19 protein-coding genes and 1 pseudogene are annotated in these 19,135 nt (G+C 69.1%); 3 read left to right on the top strand and 17 right to left on the bottom strand.

Annotated elements, in window-relative coordinates; all coding sequences use genetic code 11:
* Nucleotides 1-24 precede the first annotated feature (24 nt).
* From purQ to H5393_RS01785, 3 genes are all read right to left on the bottom strand, one after another.
* Nucleotides 25-699 (bottom strand): phosphoribosylformylglycinamidine synthase subunit PurQ, encoded by a 675-nt coding sequence (gene purQ, locus H5393_RS01795; RefSeq protein WP_182765290.1) that lies wholly within the window; start codon nucleotides 697-699, stop codon nucleotides 25-27.
* Nucleotides 699-938 carry a phosphoribosylformylglycinamidine synthase subunit PurS gene (gene purS, locus H5393_RS01790; RefSeq protein ID WP_182763923.1) on the bottom strand — a complete coding sequence of 80 codons (240 nt, stop codon included), beginning with the start codon at nucleotides 936-938 and terminating at the stop codon, nucleotides 699-701. The genes purQ and purS overlap by 1 nt, the downstream gene beginning before the upstream one ends.
* 117 nt (nucleotides 939-1,055) lie before the next feature.
* A complete protein-coding gene (locus tag H5393_RS01785; RefSeq protein ID WP_182763924.1) occupies nucleotides 1,056-1,553 on the bottom strand; it encodes a hypothetical protein in 498 nt (165 codons plus the stop codon).
* Nucleotides 1,554-1,639: 86 nt separating this feature from the next.
* On the opposite strand from H5393_RS01785, the gene H5393_RS01780 reads away from it, so the two are divergent.
* Both H5393_RS01780 and H5393_RS01775 read left to right on the top strand, forming a co-directional pair.
* Nucleotides 1,640-2,812, top strand: coding sequence for an aminotransferase class I/II-fold pyridoxal phosphate-dependent enzyme (locus tag H5393_RS01780; protein WP_182765289.1), 1,173 nt, complete (start codon nucleotides 1,640-1,642; stop codon nucleotides 2,810-2,812).
* A 78-nt stretch (nucleotides 2,813-2,890) separates the two neighbouring features.
* On the top strand, nucleotides 2,891-4,252 hold the full coding sequence (locus H5393_RS01775; RefSeq protein ID WP_182765288.1) for an HNH endonuclease signature motif containing protein: 1,362 nt from the start codon (nucleotides 2,891-2,893) through the stop codon (nucleotides 4,250-4,252).
* Here H5393_RS01775 and H5393_RS01770 read toward each other — a convergent pair.
* Entirely contained in the window at nucleotides 4,249-4,875 is a 627-nt protein-coding gene (locus tag H5393_RS01770) for a DNA-3-methyladenine glycosylase (protein ID WP_370585895.1), read from the bottom strand. The genes H5393_RS01775 and H5393_RS01770 overlap by 4 nt on opposite strands.
* 103 nt (nucleotides 4,876-4,978) lie before the next feature.
* Here H5393_RS01770 and H5393_RS01765 point away from each other — a divergent pair, with 103 nt between their 5' ends.
* Nucleotides 4,979-5,146: a hypothetical protein gene (locus tag H5393_RS01765; protein ID WP_220488142.1), complete on the top strand. Its 168-nt coding sequence runs from the start codon at nucleotides 4,979-4,981 to the stop codon at nucleotides 5,144-5,146.
* Here H5393_RS01765 and H5393_RS01760 read toward each other — a convergent pair.
* From H5393_RS01760 to H5393_RS01700, 13 genes and pseudogenes are all read right to left on the bottom strand, one after another.
* Nucleotides 5,134-5,988 (bottom strand): aminotransferase class IV, encoded by an 855-nt coding sequence (locus H5393_RS01760; protein ID WP_182765286.1) that lies wholly within the window; start codon nucleotides 5,986-5,988, stop codon nucleotides 5,134-5,136. The two genes, H5393_RS01765 and H5393_RS01760, sit on opposite strands and share 13 nt — an antisense overlap.
* A gap of 24 nt (nucleotides 5,989-6,012) precedes the next feature.
* Nucleotides 6,013-7,110 (bottom strand): PLP-dependent cysteine synthase family protein, encoded by a 1,098-nt coding sequence (locus tag H5393_RS01755; RefSeq protein WP_182765285.1) that lies wholly within the window; start codon nucleotides 7,108-7,110, stop codon nucleotides 6,013-6,015.
* Nucleotides 7,111-7,134: 24 nt separating this feature from the next.
* A pseudogene (locus H5393_RS01750) lies at nucleotides 7,135-7,986 on the bottom strand (phosphoribosylaminoimidazolesuccinocarboxamide synthase); the annotation flags it as partial.
* Between the two features lie 86 nt (nucleotides 7,987-8,072).
* Complete coding sequence (locus tag H5393_RS01745; protein ID WP_182765283.1) at nucleotides 8,073-8,810, bottom strand: sirohydrochlorin chelatase; 738 nt, start codon at nucleotides 8,808-8,810, stop codon at nucleotides 8,073-8,075.
* Nucleotides 8,810-10,105 carry a sulfate adenylyltransferase subunit 1 gene (locus tag H5393_RS01740; protein WP_182765282.1) on the bottom strand — a complete coding sequence of 432 codons (1,296 nt, stop codon included), beginning with the start codon at nucleotides 10,103-10,105 and terminating at the stop codon, nucleotides 8,810-8,812. Before H5393_RS01740 ends, H5393_RS01745 begins: the two co-directional genes overlap by 1 nt.
* Complete coding sequence (gene cysD / locus H5393_RS01735) at nucleotides 10,105-11,004, bottom strand: sulfate adenylyltransferase subunit CysD (protein ID WP_198928267.1); 900 nt, start codon at nucleotides 11,002-11,004, stop codon at nucleotides 10,105-10,107. Before cysD ends, H5393_RS01740 begins: the two co-directional genes overlap by 1 nt.
* Nucleotides 11,001-11,717, bottom strand: coding sequence for a phosphoadenylyl-sulfate reductase (locus H5393_RS01730; protein WP_182765281.1), 717 nt, complete (start codon nucleotides 11,715-11,717; stop codon nucleotides 11,001-11,003). Before H5393_RS01730 ends, cysD begins: the two co-directional genes overlap by 4 nt.
* Entirely contained in the window at nucleotides 11,714-13,381 is a 1,668-nt protein-coding gene (locus H5393_RS01725; protein ID WP_182765280.1) for a nitrite/sulfite reductase, read from the bottom strand. Before H5393_RS01725 ends, H5393_RS01730 begins: the two co-directional genes overlap by 4 nt.
* A gap of 94 nt (nucleotides 13,382-13,475) precedes the next feature.
* Nucleotides 13,476-13,877 (bottom strand): pilus assembly protein, encoded by a 402-nt coding sequence (locus H5393_RS01720; protein ID WP_182765279.1) that lies wholly within the window; start codon nucleotides 13,875-13,877, stop codon nucleotides 13,476-13,478.
* 62 nt (nucleotides 13,878-13,939) lie between these two features.
* Nucleotides 13,940-15,370, bottom strand: a complete 1,431-nt coding sequence (purB, locus tag H5393_RS01715) for an adenylosuccinate lyase (RefSeq protein WP_182765278.1) — start codon at nucleotides 15,368-15,370, stop codon at nucleotides 13,940-13,942.
* A gap of 50 nt (nucleotides 15,371-15,420) precedes the next feature.
* On the bottom strand, nucleotides 15,421-16,491 hold the full coding sequence (locus tag H5393_RS01710) for an ABC transporter permease (protein WP_182765277.1): 1,071 nt from the start codon (nucleotides 16,489-16,491) through the stop codon (nucleotides 15,421-15,423).
* Nucleotides 16,488-17,561, bottom strand: coding sequence for an ABC transporter permease (locus H5393_RS01705; RefSeq protein ID WP_182765276.1), 1,074 nt, complete (start codon nucleotides 17,559-17,561; stop codon nucleotides 16,488-16,490). Before H5393_RS01705 ends, H5393_RS01710 begins: the two co-directional genes overlap by 4 nt.
* Nucleotides 17,558-19,123 (bottom strand): sugar ABC transporter ATP-binding protein, encoded by a 1,566-nt coding sequence (locus tag H5393_RS01700; RefSeq protein ID WP_255436242.1) that lies wholly within the window; start codon nucleotides 19,121-19,123, stop codon nucleotides 17,558-17,560. The genes H5393_RS01705 and H5393_RS01700 overlap by 4 nt, the downstream gene beginning before the upstream one ends.
* Between the last annotated feature and the right edge of the window lie 12 nt (nucleotides 19,124-19,135).

Raw genomic sequence — 19,135 nt, 5'->3', positions numbered from 1 at the left:
GGTGGGGCTATGCAGCCGAAAGCGTCAGACGCGGGCGCCGAGGAACCCGATGACCGACTCGAAGAACCTCGCGCCGTCCGTGGTGGGCGACGTGAGCGGCTCGACGTTGTGCTCCGGGTGCGGCATGAGACCGACGACGTTGCCGCGCTCGTTGGTGATGCCGGCGATGTCATTGGCGGAGCCGTTGGGGTTGTCCAGGTACCGGAAGACGACCTGGTCGTTGTCCTCGAGCTTGCGCAGCGTTTCGGGCGTGGCCTGGTAGTTGCCCTCGCCGTTCTTCAGCACGATGGTGATCTCGTCGCCCTTGGTGAAGGCGGCGGTCCAGACGGTGTCGATGGTCTCGACGCGCAGACGCTCGTCGCGGCAGATGAACTGCTGGCCGGCGTTGCGGATCATGGCGCCCTCGAGCAGGTGCGCCTCGCAGAGGAGCTGGAAACCGTTGCAGATGCCGAGAACGGGCATGCCCTTGTTCGCGGCGTCGATGATGGTGTCCATGATCGGGCTGAAGCGGGCGATGGCGCCACAGCGCAGGTAGTCGCCGTAGGAGAAGCCGCCGGGCAGGATGATCGCGTCCACGCCGTCGATCGAATCCGAGCCGTGCCACAGCGGGACGGCCTCGGCGCCGGTGAGTTGCACAGCGCGCAGCGCGTCGTGGTCGTCGAGCGACCCCGGGAAGGTGACGACGCCGATGCGGGTCATCAGTCGGTCACCACATCGAACGATTCGATGACGGTGTTGGCCAGCAGGGTCTCTGCGGCCTTGCCGATCTGGTCAAGCATGTCGGGCGTGACGTCGCCTTCGACCTCGATCTCGAAGCGCTTACCCTGGCGCACGGACATCCCGTGGAAGCCCAGACGCTGGAGGGCACCCGTGACGGCCTTTCCCTGAGGATCCAGGATCTCCGGCTTGGGCATGACGTTGACAACGACGCGTGGCATGGGGGTAATCGTACCGGAAAGGGGCTGGGCGGCCCGATGTGTCTCTCGGAGCCACCGGCTGATTCCACCAGTCGGAGAACTAGGTGTCCTCTTCGGTGCCGTGTCCGGCGCCGGCGGTCAGGCGGCGAAGGCCGCCACCAGCTCTTCGAGGCTCACCGAGGGCTCGCCCGCGACGGTGCCGTCCGGGTTGACGTCGACCTGGTGCAGCGCGTCGTCCGAGTGCCAACAGACGCTCCAGTCCACACGGGCCGTCAGGAGCTTCTCGATGGTACGGTCCACCAGGTCTCCCGCCTCGGTCACCGAACAGTTCAGCCCGAGCGTCTCGTCCTGACCCATGAGGAACACGGCGCAGGAGTCCTCGTACCGGAAGGCGAAGATCGACTGGGTCTCGCCCAGCGGCGCGATGACCTGTAGGTGCTCGGTGGCGGCAGCCACCGTTGAGGCCAACTGGCGTTCCAGGCCTCGGGCGCTGTTCGTGGAGAGGGCCGGTGATAGCGGGAGTTCCTCCGGCGTCATGCCCAGCAGGCTGAGCGCGAGCCGGCCCTCTTCCCCCGAGGCCAGCAGTTCCAGGAACTGCGGCAACGCCAATACAACTGCACCTTCGGATGTGGTCATCTTGCCCCCCAAGAATCGACACGCGTGGAAATCCACCGAGTATCAACGATAACAGCCTAAGATGCCCGCGCGATACGCTCTTCTGCATGCCGTCCCGTCGCTCCGCAGTGCCGCCCTTCGAGGTGATGACCGTCCTGGACCGGGTCGCCACGATGCGCGCCGGCGGCCGCGATGTGATCTCCCTCTGCGCCGGCGAACCTGCGGGCGGGGCGCCGGCGGGCGTCACCCGCGCCGCGGCATCGCTCCATGCTTCTGGGCGGGTGTTCGGGTACACCTCGGCGCTGGGCATCTGGCCGCTGCGCGTTGCCCTCGCGGAGCACTACCGACGCTGGTACGGGCTGGATATCGACCCTGCCCAGGTGGCAGTCACCACGGGTTCGTCGGGAGGCTTCCTCCTGACCTTCCTCGCCGCGTTCGAGGCCGGCGACCGGGTGGCGCTGGCGCGCCCGGGCTATCCGGCTTACCGCAACATCCTCACGTCGCTCGGATGCGAGGTGGTCGACATCGAGTGCGGCGCCGACGTCCGGTTCCAGCCGACTGTCGAGCAACTCGCCGCCACGCACGCTGAGCGGCGGCTGCAGGGACTGATCCTCGCCTCCCCGGCCAACCCCACCGGGACCATGGTCAACCGCGACGAACTGGGGGCCCTGGTGGACTGGTGCCGGTCGGAAGATGTGCGGTTGATCAGCGATGAGATCTACCACGGCGTGACGTACCCCGTCGGCGGCCACCGCGGCACCTCCGCCTGGGAACTGAGCGAGGACGCCGTCGTGGTGAGTTCATTCTCGAAGTACTGGGGCATGACGGGCTGGCGCATCGGATGGTTGTTGCTGCCTGCCGACCTGGCCGACGCGGTTGACGCGCTGGCCGGCAACCTCGCCCTGTGCCCGCCGGCGCCGGCGCAGTACGCGGCGCTCGAGGCGTTCACCGACGAGTCCTATGCGCAGTGCGACGTCGCCGTTGCCGGTTTCGCAGAGGCCCGCGGCCTGTTGCTGGCCGCGGAGAGCCGGCTGAACTGGGGGGTGGCCGCGCCGGCGGACGGCGCCTTCTACTACTACGCGGACCTCGGTCCCCAGTTGGAGCGTTGGCCCGGCTCTGGGGCGTACGCCTCGGCGCTGCTCGAGGCGGCCGGGGTCGCAGTGACGCCCGGCCGGGATTTCGACACCGTGCTCGGCGACCGCACCGTCCGGCTGTCGTTCGCGGCCGGCGCCACGGCCGTCGCCCAGGCGATCGAACGGATCGTGGCCTTCCAGTCCTAGACGGTCCTGGAGTTATCCACAGCTGCATCGGTAGCCCTTGTGAAGATCCCCGGGGGCTCTATCTTTTAGAACATGCACGTGAATCGACGCAGTACTCGGGGGGCCTTGGAGGTCACCCGGGAGGCGTTGTCGTCGATCGATCACAGCGAGCGCGAGGGGTTGACCGCGGCGGAGTTGGTGGCGCTGATGCAATTGGCCCGCAACCTGGCGGACCGGTTCTCCGCGTTGGCCTCCACGGTGACCAGCGAGGTGGATCGCCGGAGGTCGGCGCGGGAAGCCACCGGCACGGAACTGACCGCGTTGATCTCCACGACGGAGGGCCTGGATTCGCGGGATGCAGCGGGTCAGGTGTTTCAGGCGGCGGAGATCAGCAGACACGAACCCGTGCGCGACGCCGCCCTGGCCGGCAATATCTCACCGAAGCAGGCCGCCGCGGTGGCCAAGGGCATGGCCACACTCCCCGAGTTGCCGGTGGAGATTCAACGCAAGGTCGAAGAGGCCTACGTCGGCAGGGCGCTGGAGATCGGCGCCACACCACGCAAATTGAGGGACATCGCGCCCTTGGTGCTGGCGGAGGTGGCGCCGGAACTGCTCCCCTCACGGGAGTCGGCGCAGGAGCACTTGGCCGCCCAGGCGGAGCGCGCCAGGGCCAGGCGGTATTTCGACTACTCGGACGACGGTGCGGGTGCGGTGAAGTTCCACGGCTGCCTACCCGAACTCGAGGCCGTGCCACTGTTGAAACTGGTGGAGGGCTACGTCGAGCGTGATCGCCGCGCCCAGCGCCGCCGGTTGGCCGGGCTGGCAGGGGCCAGGGCCAGCGCCTCGGACATCCGATCCCAGCGGGTGCTGGACCTGAACCGGACCCCCGGGCAGCGTCGCGCCGACGCCCTCCTCGCCCTGGTCGCCGACCACAGAGAGGGGCCGGTCACCTCCGGAGACCGGCCACGAGTTGTCGTTGAGATGACGCTCCAGGAGCTGCGGGGGCAGGCGGAGGAAGCCCGGCTCCTGCCTGAGGGGAAGCAGGTCGCGGCAGGGGACCTGCGGCGGCTGCTGTGTGACGCCGACGTGATGCCCGCCGTCCTGGGTGGCCGCTCCGAGGTGCTGGACGTTGGCCAGGCGCAGCGGCTGGTGACCCCGGCGATGCGACGGGCGTTGACAATCCGCGACAAGGGCTGCATCTTCCCCGGTTGCTGCAAACCCGACGCCTCATGCGAGGCCCACCACGTGATCCCCTGGTGGGCCGGCGGTGCCACCTCGCTCCGAAACCTGGCGTTGTTGTGTCCCTTCCACCACTCCCAGGTCGAACCGGACAGGTACCGGCGATCCGATCAGTGGAAGGTCATCATGGACCCCCTCACCCAAAGACCCAGAGTCGTCCCACCCGACAGGCATTCGGTGTTCACCCGTAGGGGATCAGGATCGGCCAGGGGGCCGGACTAGGCGCGCCCGCGGGAGACGGTGGGGTCGTCAGCGATGGAGAACCGCAGCGGGTAATCCGTGGCCACGCTGATGCCCACGCGCGGACCGGACACTGTCACGGGCGCGGGGCCGGTGCGAGGGCTGAGGAGCAGGCCGGTGGAGCCGTCGAGCGGCGCCCCGGTATCTGCGAGCGTGATGCCCATGGCCACGGTGAGCCTGGCCGGGCCTGCGGCGAGGTCGTGATCGGTGCGGGTCACCCCCTGCGCTGAGCGGCGGGCACGCGCTGTGTCCACTCCGTCGACGACCTCCCCGGCGCGCACCAGCACACCGGTGGCCGTGCCCTCCGGCCCCACTTTGATGTTGAAGCAGGTGTGGAGCCCCATGTGCCGGTAGACGTAGGCGTGCCAGGGCGGGCCGAACATCGCCGCGTTGCGCGGGTTGGGGCCGCGGTAGGCGTGCGAGGCCGGGTCGTGCGGCCCCGCGTACGCCTCCACCTCCGTAATCCGAAGAGTCACCGGCCCCGGTTCACGGTCGACCGTGAGGTGGGCGCCCAGCAGCCCCCGGGCCTCCCGGGCCACGAGGTCGAGGGCAGCCAGTGCGTCGGCACCGAGGTGGGTGAACAGGATGTCGCGAGGAACCAGCACCCCTCCGACTCTACGTGTCTCCGCTAGCCTGAGAGCCAGTTCAATGACGAGCGGAGGCAACATGAGCAGGGTGTTACCGGCGGGCGAGTCCTAGGTCAGCGCCGTGGACGACCACAAGGGCTACGACGTCTTCCCCCATACGCAGGTCCACATCGGCTGCGCTGAACTGCTCGCGGCGCCGGCGGAGGCGGGGCACGAGGTGACCCACCTGAGCTCCCACGACGTCGCCACGGATTCCCCCTCACGTTGGAGGGGCTGCTACGAGGAGTAGCCGGGCATCTTCAGCAGGCGGCACACGTCGTCGTGGAGCGGCGACACGGGCAGCTCACGGCCATCGGCCTGCGTGACGCGCGCGGCCAGACGGCCGCTGGACAACAGCCAGGCACCCCGGGCCCGGAAGAGGTCCTCGACGGTGATGGGCTTCACCTCCACGCTCAGCCCGGCCGCGGGGCCCTCGTCGAGCAGCTCGGCGATCGTGATGGAGCGAAGGATGCCCTCGAGCGGCGGCGTGGTGAGCACCCCGTCGAGGTCCAGCACGACGCTGGAGGTGGGGCCCTCGAGGATGGTGCCCGACGGGGTGATGAAGATGACGTCGTCGGCGCCGTTGGCGATGGCGTAGCGGCGCGCTGCCATGTTGATGCCGTAGCTCAGCGACTTGGCGCCGGGCAGCAGCCACGGCAGATCGACGATGCCGGAGCCCTCGAAGCCCCGGTCGAGCATCAGGACGCGCACGCCGTCGCGGCGCTCGCGCAACGTGCGCTCGTCCATGGGGGCGGCCATCACCCAGCCGTTCGGCTCCTCGACGCCCTCGGCCCCGCGGGTCATGATGAGGCGCAGCACCGCTTCCCGGTCGGCCTGCCAGTCCCAGGCCCGCACGACCGCCTCGATCGCCCGCCGGTAACCAGCGGCATCCGGCGCAGGCAGGTGCAGGATCTCGGCGGACCTCGCCAGTCGCCCTAGGTGCTCCTCGACATGGAGCGCGGCCCCGTCGACGGCAAGCAGGGCGTCGAACACGCCGTCGCCCCGGACGACGCCTTGGTCGTCGGCGCGGACAATGGGCTGGGAGGGGTCGATGATCGTGCCGTCGAGGAGTGCAACCATGCGGATAGCCATGGCTGGACTCTACGCGGCCAGCGCTCAGGCGGGGCCTGCCTGACCGAGGAGATCCTCGGCCTGCTGCCGGTGGGGAGCCGGGTCGATTCCGTGCTCGGCCAGCCAGGAGTCGTGGCCGTAGGTGGCCGCGTAGCGCTCGCCGGAGTCACAGATCAGCGACACGATGCTGCCGCTCTCCCCCGCCGCGTGCATCTGGCGCGCGATCGTCAGGGTGGCCCACAGGTTGGTGCCGGTGGAGGGCCCGACGGTGCGACCCAGCACACCGGCGACGGCCTGGGCCATCGCCACGGAGGCTCCGTCCGGCACGGCGATCATGCGGTCGACGACCCCCGGCACGAAGCTCGGTTCCACCCGGCTGCGGCCGATGCCCTCGATGCGCGAGCCGCGGTCCGTGTGCACGCCCGGGTCGCCGTCGCGCCAACCGGGCAGGAACGCGGAGAAGTCCGGGTCTGCCACCGCGAGGCGCGTGGCGTGACGTCGATAGCGCACGTACCGCCCGATGGTGGCGGCCGTGCCGCCCGTGCCTGCGCTCACGACGACCCACGACGGGATGGGGTGACGCTCGAGTTCCAACTGGCAGAAGATCGAATCCGCGATGTTGTTGTTGCCGCGCCAGTCCGTGACCCGCTCGGCGTGCGTGAACTGGTCGAGGTAGTGCCCCCCGGTCTCGCTGGCGAGGCGGGCGGCTTCGTCGGAGATGGCCGTCGGGTCGTCGACGAGGTGGCAGGTGCCGCCGGCGCGTTCGATGAGGCCGATCTTCTCCTCGCTGGTGGAGCGCGGGATGACGGCGATGAACTTCAGCCCCAGCAGCCGCGCGAAGTAGGCCTCGCTGACGGCCGTGGAGCCACTGGAGGATTCGATGACTGTGGTGTGCTCATGGATCTGCCCGTTGCACAGCGCGAAGAGGAACAGCGAGCGCGCCAACCGGTGTTTGAGCGAACCGGTCGGGTGCGTCGATTCGTCCTTGAGGTAGATGTCGACTCCGGGGTAGGCCAGCAGCGGGAGCCGGAGCAGGTGCGTATCGGCGGAGCGGTTTGCGTCGGCCTCCACCTTGCGGATGGCCTCGTGGACCCAGGCGCGGTCCGCCGCGTCCGAACGGTCGATGTCCTGGCCAGGCGTCATGTCTCAGGCTGCCTTGAAGTCCACACCCGTCAACCGGCGGTAGGCCTCGAGGTAGCGGCTGCGGGTGGCGGCGACCACGTCGTCCGGAAGGGCCGGCGGCGGGGTGTCAGAGGTCCTGTCCCAGCCGGATTCCTTGGCGAGCCAGTCACGCACATACTGCTTGTCGAAGCTGGCCAGGGACTCCCCCGGCGCCCAGAGGGCGGCGTCCCAGAAGCGCGAGGAATCGGGGGTGAGCACCTCGTCGGCCAGCACGAGCGTGCCGTCGGGGCGGCGGCCGAACTCGAACTTCGTATCGGCCAGGATGATGCCGCGGTCCGCGGCGAGCTCGGCGGCCCGCGAGTAGATCTGCAGCGTGAGGTCCCGCAACTGTGCAGCGAGCGCTTCGCCGTGGATGCCGGCGATGCTGGCGTAGTCGACGTTCATGTCGTGCTCCCCCATCGGCGCCTTGATGGCCGGCGTGAAGATGGGCTCGGGCAGCTTGTCACCGTCGCGCAGGCCCTCGGGCAGCGGCACCCCGCACACGGTGCGCGACTCCTGGTACTCCGTCCAACCGGACCCGGTGAGGTAGCCGCGCGCGACGCACTCCACCTCCACCATGTCCAGCGACTCCACCAGCGTGGCGCGGCCGGCGACCGCCTCGGGCACCTCCGTGGAAACGACGTGGTTCTCGACGATGTCCGTGAGCTGGTCGAACCACCACAGCGACAGCTGGGTCAGGATCGCACCCTTGTCGGGGATGAGCGTGCTCAGCACGTGGTCGTAGGCCGAGATGTTGTCGGTGGCGACCATCAGGATGCGCCCGTCCGCTGCGTACAACTCGCGGACCTTGCCCGCGTGCAGGAGGGGGAGGTTGAGGAGGTGCCCGTACTGACTCACCGGGTGAGCGTACCAATCCCGGCGCCGTCGCCGCCCCGCCTCATCCACGTCCTCCTCGATCAGCGCCATGTCCGCCGAGGAACGGATCAGGCGATCAGGGCCGTCGCCGAAGACGCCCGACCCGTTACGGTGACGGTACGGTCCCCGTTCACCCGCGCCACCAGGAGATCCGCGAAGGCCCCGGTGTCGCCGAGTGCACCGGGCACCATGTCGATGCCGAGCGCTGCGCACCGGTCGACCATGCGGTCGCGGAGGATGCCCTCCGCCACCATGAAGCTGACCGCGACCACCCGCGCCGCTTGGTCGCGCAGGCGCGGGACGACCTCTTCGACGGCGTCCCCACCGTCGAGCGCGGCCACGGCCCATCTGCCCCACCCCAGCCGTGGAGAGGCGGCGATCGTGTCGGCCACTGCCGTCACGGCGGGGCGATCGGAGGATCCTGCCACGAACACCAGCACCGCGGTCTCCGGGTCCGGCAGCACTCCTGCTGCGGTGAGCGCCTCCTCACAGGCCGCGAGCAGGCGCGAATCCGGGCCGAGCGGCGGCGTCGGCGTGACGGCGGAACCGTACGCTCCGAGCGCCTCGGCTGCGGCAGGGATGTCGACCCTCGCATGGTAGGCCTTGGTCAGCAGCACGGGGGCCGCGACGGCAGGCCGGCCCTGCAGGGCGAGGGCCACGTCGTCGATCGTCGGGCCGTGGTGGTCCAGGTACGAGGTGTGCACCCGGCGGCCCGGTTGGCGCACCCGGACGGCGCCGGCGATCCGTTCGACGGCGGCCGCATGACGCGGATCCGGCGAGCCGTGCGCGATCAGCACGATGTCCATCAGATCGACGCCCCGGCGTAGCGGTCCGGAGCGTCCGCCATGCCCGCGGCCATGGTGGCCCCGTCGGCTTCGTCGATCAACAGGAACGCCCCGGTGCGGCGCAACTCGTGGTAATCGTCGATGGGCAGGTCGTCGGCCAGCCGGATGCGGACCCGGCCGATGTCGTTGAGCTCCAACTGCTGAGGGGCTCGGGCATATTCGACGGCCTCGATGTCGAGCTGGTCCAGGATCTCCTCCACCAACGCCCGGACGGTGCGGGTGCCGGCGCGCAGCAGCACGCGGTCGCGGGGACGCACCGGGCGCTCGGAAAGCACGCACACCATGCCACTGACGGTGCGGGTGACGTGCCCGGGCTCTTCCACCGAGGCCAGGAGGTCGCCGCGCGAGATGTCGATGTCATCGGCCAACCTGACCGTCACCGACTGCGGCGCGAAGGCCTCAGTGAGCTCCCGCACCGTGCCGTCGGCCTGACCCTGGTCGATGCCGATGACGCGCGAGCGGCGGCCAGAGGGCAACACGGCGATCTCTTCGCCCACCCGGACGATGCCTGCGGAGATGCGTCCCGCGTAGCCGCGGTAATCGCGATGACCGTCCGATTGCGGGCGGAGCACGGCCTGCACGGGCAGCCGCAGCGGCTGGGTGGCCGGGTCTGTGCCCACCGGCACCGCTTCGAGGTGCTCGAGCAACGTCGGGCCCGAATACCAGGGTGTGTTGGTCGAGCGCTCGACCACGTTGTCGCCCCGCAGCGCCGAGAGCGGCACTGCGAGCACGTCCTGGATGTCGAAGCGCGCGGCCACCGTGCAGGCATCAGCGACGATCTCGGTGAAGCGGGCTTCATCCCAGTGGACGAGATCCATTTTGTTCACCGCGATCGCGACGTGCCGCACTCCCAGCAGCCCCGTCACGGCGAGGTGCCGACGCGTCTGTTCAACGACGCCGTGCCGCGCGTCGACCAGGATCAACGCCAGCTCTGCCGTCGAGGCGCCGGTGACCATGTTGCGCGTGTACTGCACGTGGCCGGGGGTGTCGGCGAGCACGTAGGACCGGTTGGCCGTCGAGAAGTAGCGGTAGGCCACGTCGATGGTGATGCCCTGCTCGCGCTCGGCACGCAGACCGTCGGTCAGCAGCGCCAGGTCCGGGCCCTCGAGCCCGCGCTCGCGGGACACCCGGTCCACGGCGTCGAGCTGGTCCGCCAGCACGGATTTGGTGTCGTACAACAGCCGGCCCACGAGCGTGGACTTACCGTCGTCGACGGAGCCCGCGGTGGCCAGACGGAGAAGGTCGTGCGTGCTCATCAGAAATACCCCTGCTTCTTACGGTCTTCCATCGCAGCCTCGGAGAGGCGGTCGTCGGCACGCGTGGCGCCGCGTTCCGTGATCCGCGAGGCAGCCACCTCGAGGATGACGTCCGACACCTCGCGGGCATCGGATTCGACGGCGCCGGTGCAACTCATGTCGCCGACGGTGCGGTAGCGCACCGTGCGGGTCTCGAGCGTCTCCCCGTTGGTCGGGCCGCCCCAATCGCCTGGCGCGAGCCACATGCCGTCACGCTGGAACAGTTCTCGTCGGTGGGCGTAGTACAGGCTGGGCAGCTCGATCTGCTCCCGCTCGATGTAGCGCCAGACGTCCAGCTCCGTCCAGTTGGACAGCGGGAACACCCGCACGTGTTCGCCCGGCGCATGCCGGCCGTTGTACAGGTCCCAGAGTTCGGGCCGCTGCCGACGCGGGTCCCAGGCGCCGAACGAGTCGCGCAGCGAGAAGACGCGCTCCTTGGCCCGGGCCTTCTCCTCGTCGCGGCGGCCGCCCCCGAAGACGGCGTCGAACCGGCCCTTCTCGATGGCGTCGAGCAGCGGCACTGTCTGCAGCGGGTTGCGGGTACCGTCGGCGCGCTCACGGAGCCTGCCGTCGTCGATGTAGTCCTGCACGCTGGCCACGTGGAGCCTGGCGCCGACGCGCTCGACGGTGCGGTCACGGTAGTCAAGCACCTCCGGGAAGTTGTGCCCGGTGTCGACGTGCAGCAGCGAGAACGGCAGCGGGGCGGGCGCGAACGCCTTGAGCGCCAGGTGCAGCATGACGACGGAATCTTTGCCGCCGCTGAAGAGGATCACGGGGCGTTCGAACTCGCCCGCGACCTCGCGGAAGATGTGGATGGCCTCTGATTCGAGGTGTTCCAGGTGGCTCAGGATGTAGCTCATGTGTGTAGTCCGCATTCCGTCTTGTTCTTGCCCGACCATCGGCCGGCCCTGGGATCCTCGCCGGCCGCGACCGGCCGGGTGCAGGGCTGACAACCGATGGACGGGTAGCCCTTCTGGCGCAGCGGGTTGAGGTGGACGTCCTCCTCGAAGGCGAACCGGTCGACGTCGTCGTCCGTCCACGCCGCGATGGGGTTGATCTTGATCATGGCGCGCTTGGCATCCCAACCGACGAGCGTGATGTCGGTACGGGTGGGCGCGTCGACGCGGCGCATGCCCGTCACCCAGGCACTGTGCCCGCTGATGGCGCGCTCCAGGGGCTCGACCTTGCGGATCGCGCAGCAGCGATCGGGGTTGGACTCGAAGAGCCGTGGCCCGTGCTGCGCAGCCTGCTCGTCGACGGTGAGCAGCGGCAGGACCGTGCGCAGCCGGACCCGGCCGGCGTAGTGGTCGCGCGTCTCGAGGGTTTCCGGGAAGTGGAAGCCGGTGTCGAGGAAGAACACGTCGAGAAATGGGGCGCTCTGGGCGATGAGCTCGACGAGCACCTCGTCACCCATGGACGAGGCGGCCGTCACGTCGGAGCCGAACGTGTCGGCCGCCCAGGTGAGCACCTCGCGGGTGAGCGCCACCCGCCCGAGGTGCCCCTGATAGCGCTCGTCGGCCTCCAGCGCCGTGAAACGCGCCTGCGCCTCTGCCGCGGTCTCGCGGAGGGTCATCGGAGGTCGTCCTCCTCCGCGCGGTGCGCCCACTGACGGAAGGATTCCCCGTCGATCCGCTGCGCGAGGAAGGTGCGAGCGAGCCGCTCGATGTACTCCGGCAGGTCTTCGGCGGCGACCTTCAGCGCCCGCGTCTTGCGCGCGAGCTGGGGTTCGAAGCCCAGGCCGCCGCCCAGGTGCACCTGGAAGATCTCCGTCAGGTTGCCGTCGGCGTCCTGCTGCACCATGCCCTTGAGGCCGACGTCCGCCACCTGAGTGCGGGCGCAGGCGTTCGGGCACCCGTTGACGTGGATGGTGAACGGCACGTCGAAGTCCGGCAGCCGAGCCTCGAGTTCCTCGACGACGGTGCGTGCCCGGGCCTTGGTCTCGACGAGCGCCAGCTTGCAGAACTCGATCCCGGTGCAGGCCATCACACCCCGGCGGAACTCAGAGGGGCGCGCCTTCAGGTCGAGTGGGTTGAGCGCCGCGACGAGGGCCTCCGTGTTCTCCAGGGGGACGTCGAGCACCAGCAACTTCTGGTGCGGGGTGAGGCGGACGCGCCCGGACCCGTACTGCGACGCCAGGTCGGCGATGCGCTTGAGACGCGTGCCGGAGACCCGGCCGGCGATGGGGGCCACGCCCACCCAGAACAGCCCGTCGTTCTGCGGGTGGATGCCGATGTGGTCGCGGCGTGCCTGCGACACGTCGGGGGCCGGACCGTCCACGAGGCGGCGGTGGAGGTACTCGTCCTCCAGCACCTGCCGGAACTTCTCCGGGCCCCAGTCCGCCATGAGGAACTTGAGGCGCGCCTTGTTGCGGAGCCGGCGGTAGCCGTAGTCGCGGAAGATCGACGTGACGCCGGCCCACACGTCGGGGATCTCGTGCAGCGGCACCCATGCGCCCAGCCGCTGCGCGAAGATCGGGTTGACGGACAGTCCGCCGCCCACCCACAGGTCGAAGCCCGGCCCGTGCTGCGGGTGCACCACGCCGACGAACGAGATGTCGTTGGCCTCATGCACGATGTCGAGCGTGGTGTTGCCGGAGATGGCGGTCTTGAACTTGCGCGGCAGGTTGGAGAACTCCGGGTTGCCGATGTAGCGCTCCAGGATCTCCCGCACGGCGGGGGTGCCGTCGACCAGTTCGTTCGCCGCGATCCCCGCCACCGGGGAGCCGAGGATCACTCGCGGCACGTCGCCGCAGGCCTCGGTGGTGGAGAGCCCCACCGCTTCGAGACGCTCCCAGATTTCAGGGACGTCCTCGATGCGGATCCAGTGGAGCTGGATGTTCTGGCGGTCCGAGATGTCCGCGGTGTCGCGCGCGAACTCGGAGGAGATGCCGGCGATCACCCGCAGCTGATCGTTGGACAGGGCGCCGCCGTCGGAGCGCACGCGCATCATGAAGAATTCAGCGTCGAGCTCCTCGGGCGCCAGCGTGGCCGTCTGGCCACCGTCGATGCCCTCCTTGCGCTGCGTGTAGAGGCCCCACCACCGCATGCGGCCCCGGAGGTCGTCGCCGGGGATCGACGCGAAACCCTGCTTCGAGTACACGTCGATGATCCGCTGGCGGACGTTCAGGCCGTCGTCGGCCTGCTTGAGTACCTCGTTCGGGTTGAGCGGGGTCTTGTCGCCGTCCGCCCACGCGCCGGTCACCTGTACGCGCTTGGGCCGCGCTGCCACATCAGTCATGGGGGGTCCTTCTCTAGGGCCTTGTCACCCGCCCACAACCTCCCAGGGGGCCCACGTCATTCCCCACATCGCCTCCAGCGAACATGTCAATCGTTCAACTACGCGTCACGGGTACGCCCCGTGCGGTACCCCCGCCCTCGACGGCGATGCCGTGGATGCCGATGAGGCCGAGGAACACGGTGTCATAGGTGCCCCGCACCGTGACCTGAGCGCCCGAGGCCTGCGTGAGCCGGACGTCCGCGGTGTAGCCGGCTGCCTGGGCGAAACCGAGGGCCTCGCGCTTGCCGGCCGCGATGTCCAGCCTGACGCCGGCGTCCGTCAGCGACACCTGATGCGTGGCGGCGCGGGCTGCCTGGGCCGCGATCTCCCGGGCCTCCTGCTCGGCCGCGGCGTGTCCGGCGAAGTCCACCCCGAGGCCGACGGTGACGATGAACGCGGGGAGGGCCACCGCTGTCCAGACGGACAGCGACAGCCCTCTCTCGTTTCTGCGACGCATGCCGCCATTGAACAGGTCTCCCGGGTCACCGTGTCCGGTGCTGCGGTCAGGCTGTGGACAACTCAGAGCACGGATCCCGGGCGGTAGGCCGCGGCCTCGGGATCAGCCTCGACGATCTCCGCCACCCGGGCGACGACGCGCGCCACCTGCGCCTGGGCCGTGCCGGCCAACTCGAGGGGGCTGCCCACGAGCCCGCCCAGTTCGTCGCGCGAGAGGCCGAGCCTGTCGTCGGAGGCCAGCCTGTCGAGCAGGTCGTTGGTGCGCGCGCCCTCGCGCAGATCCAGCGCCACGGCGACGGCGTGCTCCTTGATCGCCTCGTGCGCCACCTCGCGGCCGACGCCCTTGCGCACCGCCGCCATCAGCACCTTGGTGGTGGTGAGGAAGGGCAGGTAGCGCTCGAGTTCGGCCTCGATGACAGCCGGGAAGGCGCCGAAGTCGGCCAGCACCGTGAGGAAGGTCTCGAACAGCCCGTCGAGGGCGAAGAACGCGTCGGGCAGCGCGACGCGGCGCACCACGGAGCAGGACACGTCGCCCTCGTTCCACTGGTCGCCGGCGAGCTCACCGAGCATCGACACGTAGCCGCGCAGGATGACCGCGAGGCCGTTGACGCGCTCGCAGGAGCGGGTGTTCATCTTGTGGGGCATGGCCGACGAGCCGACCTGGCCCTCCTTGAACCCCTCGGTGACCAGTTCGATGCCTGCCATCAGGCGGATGGTCGTGGCTACATTCGAGGGAGCGGCGGCGATCTGTGCGAGGGCGGTCACCGCGTCGTAGTCCAGGGAGCGCGGGTAGACCTGACCGGTGGAGGTGAACACCGCGCCGAAGCCGAGTTCCTCAGCGATGCGCCGTTCCAGCTCGGCCAGCTTGTCGGCGTCGCCCCCGAGAAGGTCCAGCATGTCCTGCGCCGTCCCGACGGGGCCCTTGATACCGCGGGCCGGGTAGCGGGCGATCAGGTTGTCGAGCCGGTCGAGCGAGACGAGCAGTTCGTCGGCGGCGGTGGCGAACCGCTTGCCGAGCGTGGTGAGTTGCGCGGCGACGTTGTGCGAGCGGCCTGTGAGTGGCTGGTCGGCGTACTGCGTGGCCAGGCGGGCGAGCTCGGAGAGCGTGGCGACGACGCGGACGCGTACCACCCTCAGCGATTCGAGCACCTGCAGTTGCTCGATGTTCTCGGTGAGGTCGCGCGAGGTCATGCCCTTGTGGATGTGCTCGAACCCGGCGAGCGCGTTGAATTCCTCGATGCGGGCCTTCACATCGTGGCGGGTGACGCGCTCGCGCTCATCGATGGAAGCCAGATCCACCTGGTCGACGACGCTCTCGTAGGCCGCGATCACTTCGTCGGCGTCAGCACCGCCGAAGTCGACGCCGAGGTCGCGCTGGGCCCGGAGCACTGCGAGCCACAGCTTCCGCTCGGAGATGATCTTGGCCTTGGGGGCCCAGATCTGGCGCATCTGCGTCGACGCGTAACGGTTGGCCAGCACATTGGGGACGCTCATGGCCAAATCCTAGCCTCCCCCTTCTGGCCCTGCGCTCGCTGGGCGTCCTGTCAACGCCCGCTTCGCCTCTTGGCCAACAACCGCTGGAGCAGGACGAACACCAACAGCACTGCGCCCGTGATGATCGTCAGGTACTGCGGGTCGATCGAGCCGTCCTTCGTGATGATCAACCGCAACACCTGCAACACCAGAACCCCGATGACCGACCCCAGCACGTAGCCCGCCCCTCCCGTCAGCAGGGAGCCCCCGATGACGACGGCCGCGATCGCGTCGAGCTCCCAGCCCAAGCCCGTCACGTTGCGCGCCGAGCCCTGCACGCTGGCGGTGTACACCACCGCCGCCAAGCCCGAGCATGCGCCCGAGATCACGTAGATCAGTAGCCGCGTCCGCGCCACGGGCAGCCCCATCAACTCGGCCGAGTTCTCCGACCCCCCAATGCCGTACACCGTGCGCCCCATCCGAGTGCGGTGCATGAAAAACACGGCGCCGAGCACGACGAGGAGCGCGATCAGCACCCCCGGAGTGACCGTGAAGTCGTTGACCTTGGGCCCGTCGTACAGCTTCCACCTCGTCGACAGCCACTCGAACGGAGAGCCCTCGGGCGCCCGGACCACGTCAGTGGTGAGCATCGACGCGAGCCCGCGCGCCAGGAACATCATCGCCAAGGTCGCGATGAAGGGCTGAACGTTGAAGAACTGCACCATGACCCCGGCGAACAGCCCGAACAGCGACGCGAGGACGATCATCGCCAACACGCCCAGCCACCCGTTGAGGCCCTGGCCCATCAGCATCACCCCGGCCACGGAGCTGAAGGCGACCACGGCCCCGACGGACAGGTCGATGCCGGCCGAGATGATGACCACCGTCATGCCCACCGCGAGGATGAGCATGGGTGCCGCTCCTCCCAGCAGGTCCGACATCGTGCCGGGGTGGAACACCCGACCGTAGGCGACCTGCGCGTAGATGAGCATGCCCAGCAGCAGCGCCAACGCGATCAGGGTGGGCAGCAGGCGCTGGGCGCGATGCCACCACCCGGCCACGCCACTCGCGCGGGATTCCTGGGCGCGAGGCAGATCGGGTGCAGGCCGCACCTGGTCGACCAGCGAGCTCGACGCGCTCATGAGAGGACCCCCTTCGGTTCAGACCCGGCTCTTCCAGCCGACGGCACGACGGGGCCCCCGGGCGGCTTCCGGCGGAACAGCAGGGTGCGGATCCGCTCGGACTGCAGCAGCACGAGGACGATGATCACCAACGCCTTGAACGCGGGCGTGGCGGCGGACGGCACTCCGAGGAACACGACGGTCTTGTTGAGGGTGGCGATCAGCAGTGCGCCCATCGTGGACCCGAGGACGGAGAACTTTCCCCCCGCCAGGGAGGTGCCGCCGATGACGACCGCCAAGATCGCGTCCATTTCCATCAGGTTGCCGGTGCTCGACGGGTTGACGGTCATCACCTCGGAGACGTTGAACATCCCGGCCGTCGCAGCCAGGACGGCCGACAGCGCGTAGACGGCGATCAGGATGGGCCGCGGGCGGATACCTGCCAAACGGCTGGCGTGCGGGTTGATCCCGATGGATTCGATCATCAATCCCAGCGCGGTGCGCCGCATCAACAGCGCGACCAGCACGACGATGACCACAGCCAGCACGAAGCTGGTGGGGATGCCCAGGATCTGGCCGTTGGCCAGCAGCCGGAAGGGCTCGTTGCTCGCGTTGGTGTTCTGCCCACCCGTGACGACCCGGGCGATCCCGCGGGCGGCCATCATCATCACCAAGGTGGTGATGAACGGCTGCAACCCAACGACGGAGACCAACACACCGTTGACGGTGCCGAGCACGACGGCCACAAGCACGGCGAGGCCGATCGCCTGCAGCATCGCGGCCACCGACGTCGTCCCGCTCAGGTCGCTGAGCGTCTGCATCGCGACCGCGCCGCCCACCGCCATCATCGAGCCCACCGACAGGTCGATGCCCTCGGTGGCGATCACGAACGTCATGCCCAACGCGATCATGATGATGGGCGCGGAGACGCGCAGGATGTCGAGGACGTTGCCCGTCATCATCCCCGTGGTGGGGTTCAGCCCGACGGACAGGTAGCGCGGGTCCTTGACGGTGTTGACCAGCAGCAGCACGACGATGCCGACGATCGCCCAGAACCATGAGGTCCGCAGGAGCGCCTTGACCCGGCTCATGCCCCGGCCCCCTTTCCGGCGGTGGCGCGCTCCTCGGCCCCTGGTTCCGACTCCGCGGCAATGATCGAGACGATGGATTCGGCGCTGACACCGGGGCCGTTGACCACTTCGCCCACCTTCTCGCGGTCCTTGAGGATGACGATGCGCTCGGACAGGCGCACCACCTCCTCCAACTCGGAGGAGATGAACACGACGCTCATGCCGCCGTGAGCGAGTTCGGCGACCGTCTCCTGGATGTCCGCCTTCGCCCCGACATCGATGCCTCGGGTGGGTTCGTCGAGCAGAAGCAGCTCTGGATTGGTGGCCAGCCAACGGCCCAGCAGCACCTTCTGCTGGTTGCCGCCGGACAGCAGCCGGATGGGGCGGTCAGGGTCCCTGGGCCGCACGTCGAACCGCTCCATGTAGGTGTCGACGAGCTTGTCGACCTCCTTGGCGCGCACCCGCCGCATCCAGCCCCGGCGGGCCTGCACGGCCAGCATGATGTTCTCGCGCACGCTGAGGTCGCCGACGACGCCGTCCTCACGCCGGTTCTCGGTGGAGTAGGCGATCCCGTGCGCGAGACCCGCCACCGGCGACCCGATGGTCACCTTGTGGCCCTTGACCTCGATCGTGCCGGAATCCGGCTTGTCCGCCCCGGCGATCAGCCTGGCGAGCTCCGTGCGTCCGGCGCCGAGCAGGCCGGCGAAGCCCACCACCTCACCGGGGTGGATCTCCACGTCCGTGGGGTTGATGGCCCCCTTCCGCCCCAGGTTCGTCGCGGAGAGCAGGGGCGTTCCCGTGCGGTCGCGCGCCTCCCTCTGTCGGGTGGAGCCCAGCGCCTTGAGCGACTCGAAGTCCTTGCCGATCATCTTCGAAATCAATTGTGTGCGGTTGAGCTCGTCCACGAGGTACTCGCCCACGAACTGCCCGTTGCGCAGCACGGTGATCCGATCGCTGATCTCATAGACCTGATCGAGGAAGTGGGAGACGAACAAGATGGCGACGCCCTGATCGCGCAGGTGCCTGATCACGGTGAAGAGCACTTCGACCTCGTTGGCGTCGAGGCTGGAGGTGGGCTCGTCGAGGATCAGCACCGTGGAATCCGTGGCCATCGCCCGCGAGATCGCCACCAACTGCTGCAGCGCGATGGAGATCGACGACAGGGGCGCCCGCGGATCGAGGTGCCCCAGGCCCAATCGTGCCAGCGCCCGGCGGGCTTCGTCGTTGGTCTTGCGCCAGTTGATGCCGGCCCGGCCGCTCTCCTCGTGGCCGAGCATGACGTTCTCACCGATGCTCAGGTTGGAGCAGAGGTTGACCTCCTGGTAGACGGTTGAGATGCCCGCCGCCTGGGCCGACGCCGTGCCGGTGAGGTGGCGCTCAACTCCGCCGACGAGGATCTGTCCGGTATCGATCTGATAGACGCCCGTGAGCGCCTTGATGAGCGTGGACTTGCCGGCCCCGTTCTCCCCCATGAGCGAGTGCACCTCGCCCGGCAGCAGGCGGAAGCTCACGTCGTCGAGCGCCTTGACGCCGGGAAACGTGATGGACACCCGCTGGACCTCGACGACGGGCTCGGTCATCATGCACGCACCTCT

The organism is Tessaracoccus sp. MC1756, from assembly GCF_014164735.1.
Taxonomy (GTDB): Bacteria; Actinomycetota; Actinomycetes; order Propionibacteriales; family Propionibacteriaceae; genus Arachnia.
Note: the sequence above shows the minus strand (reverse complement) of the source record. Positions and strands in the feature narration are given on the sequence as shown.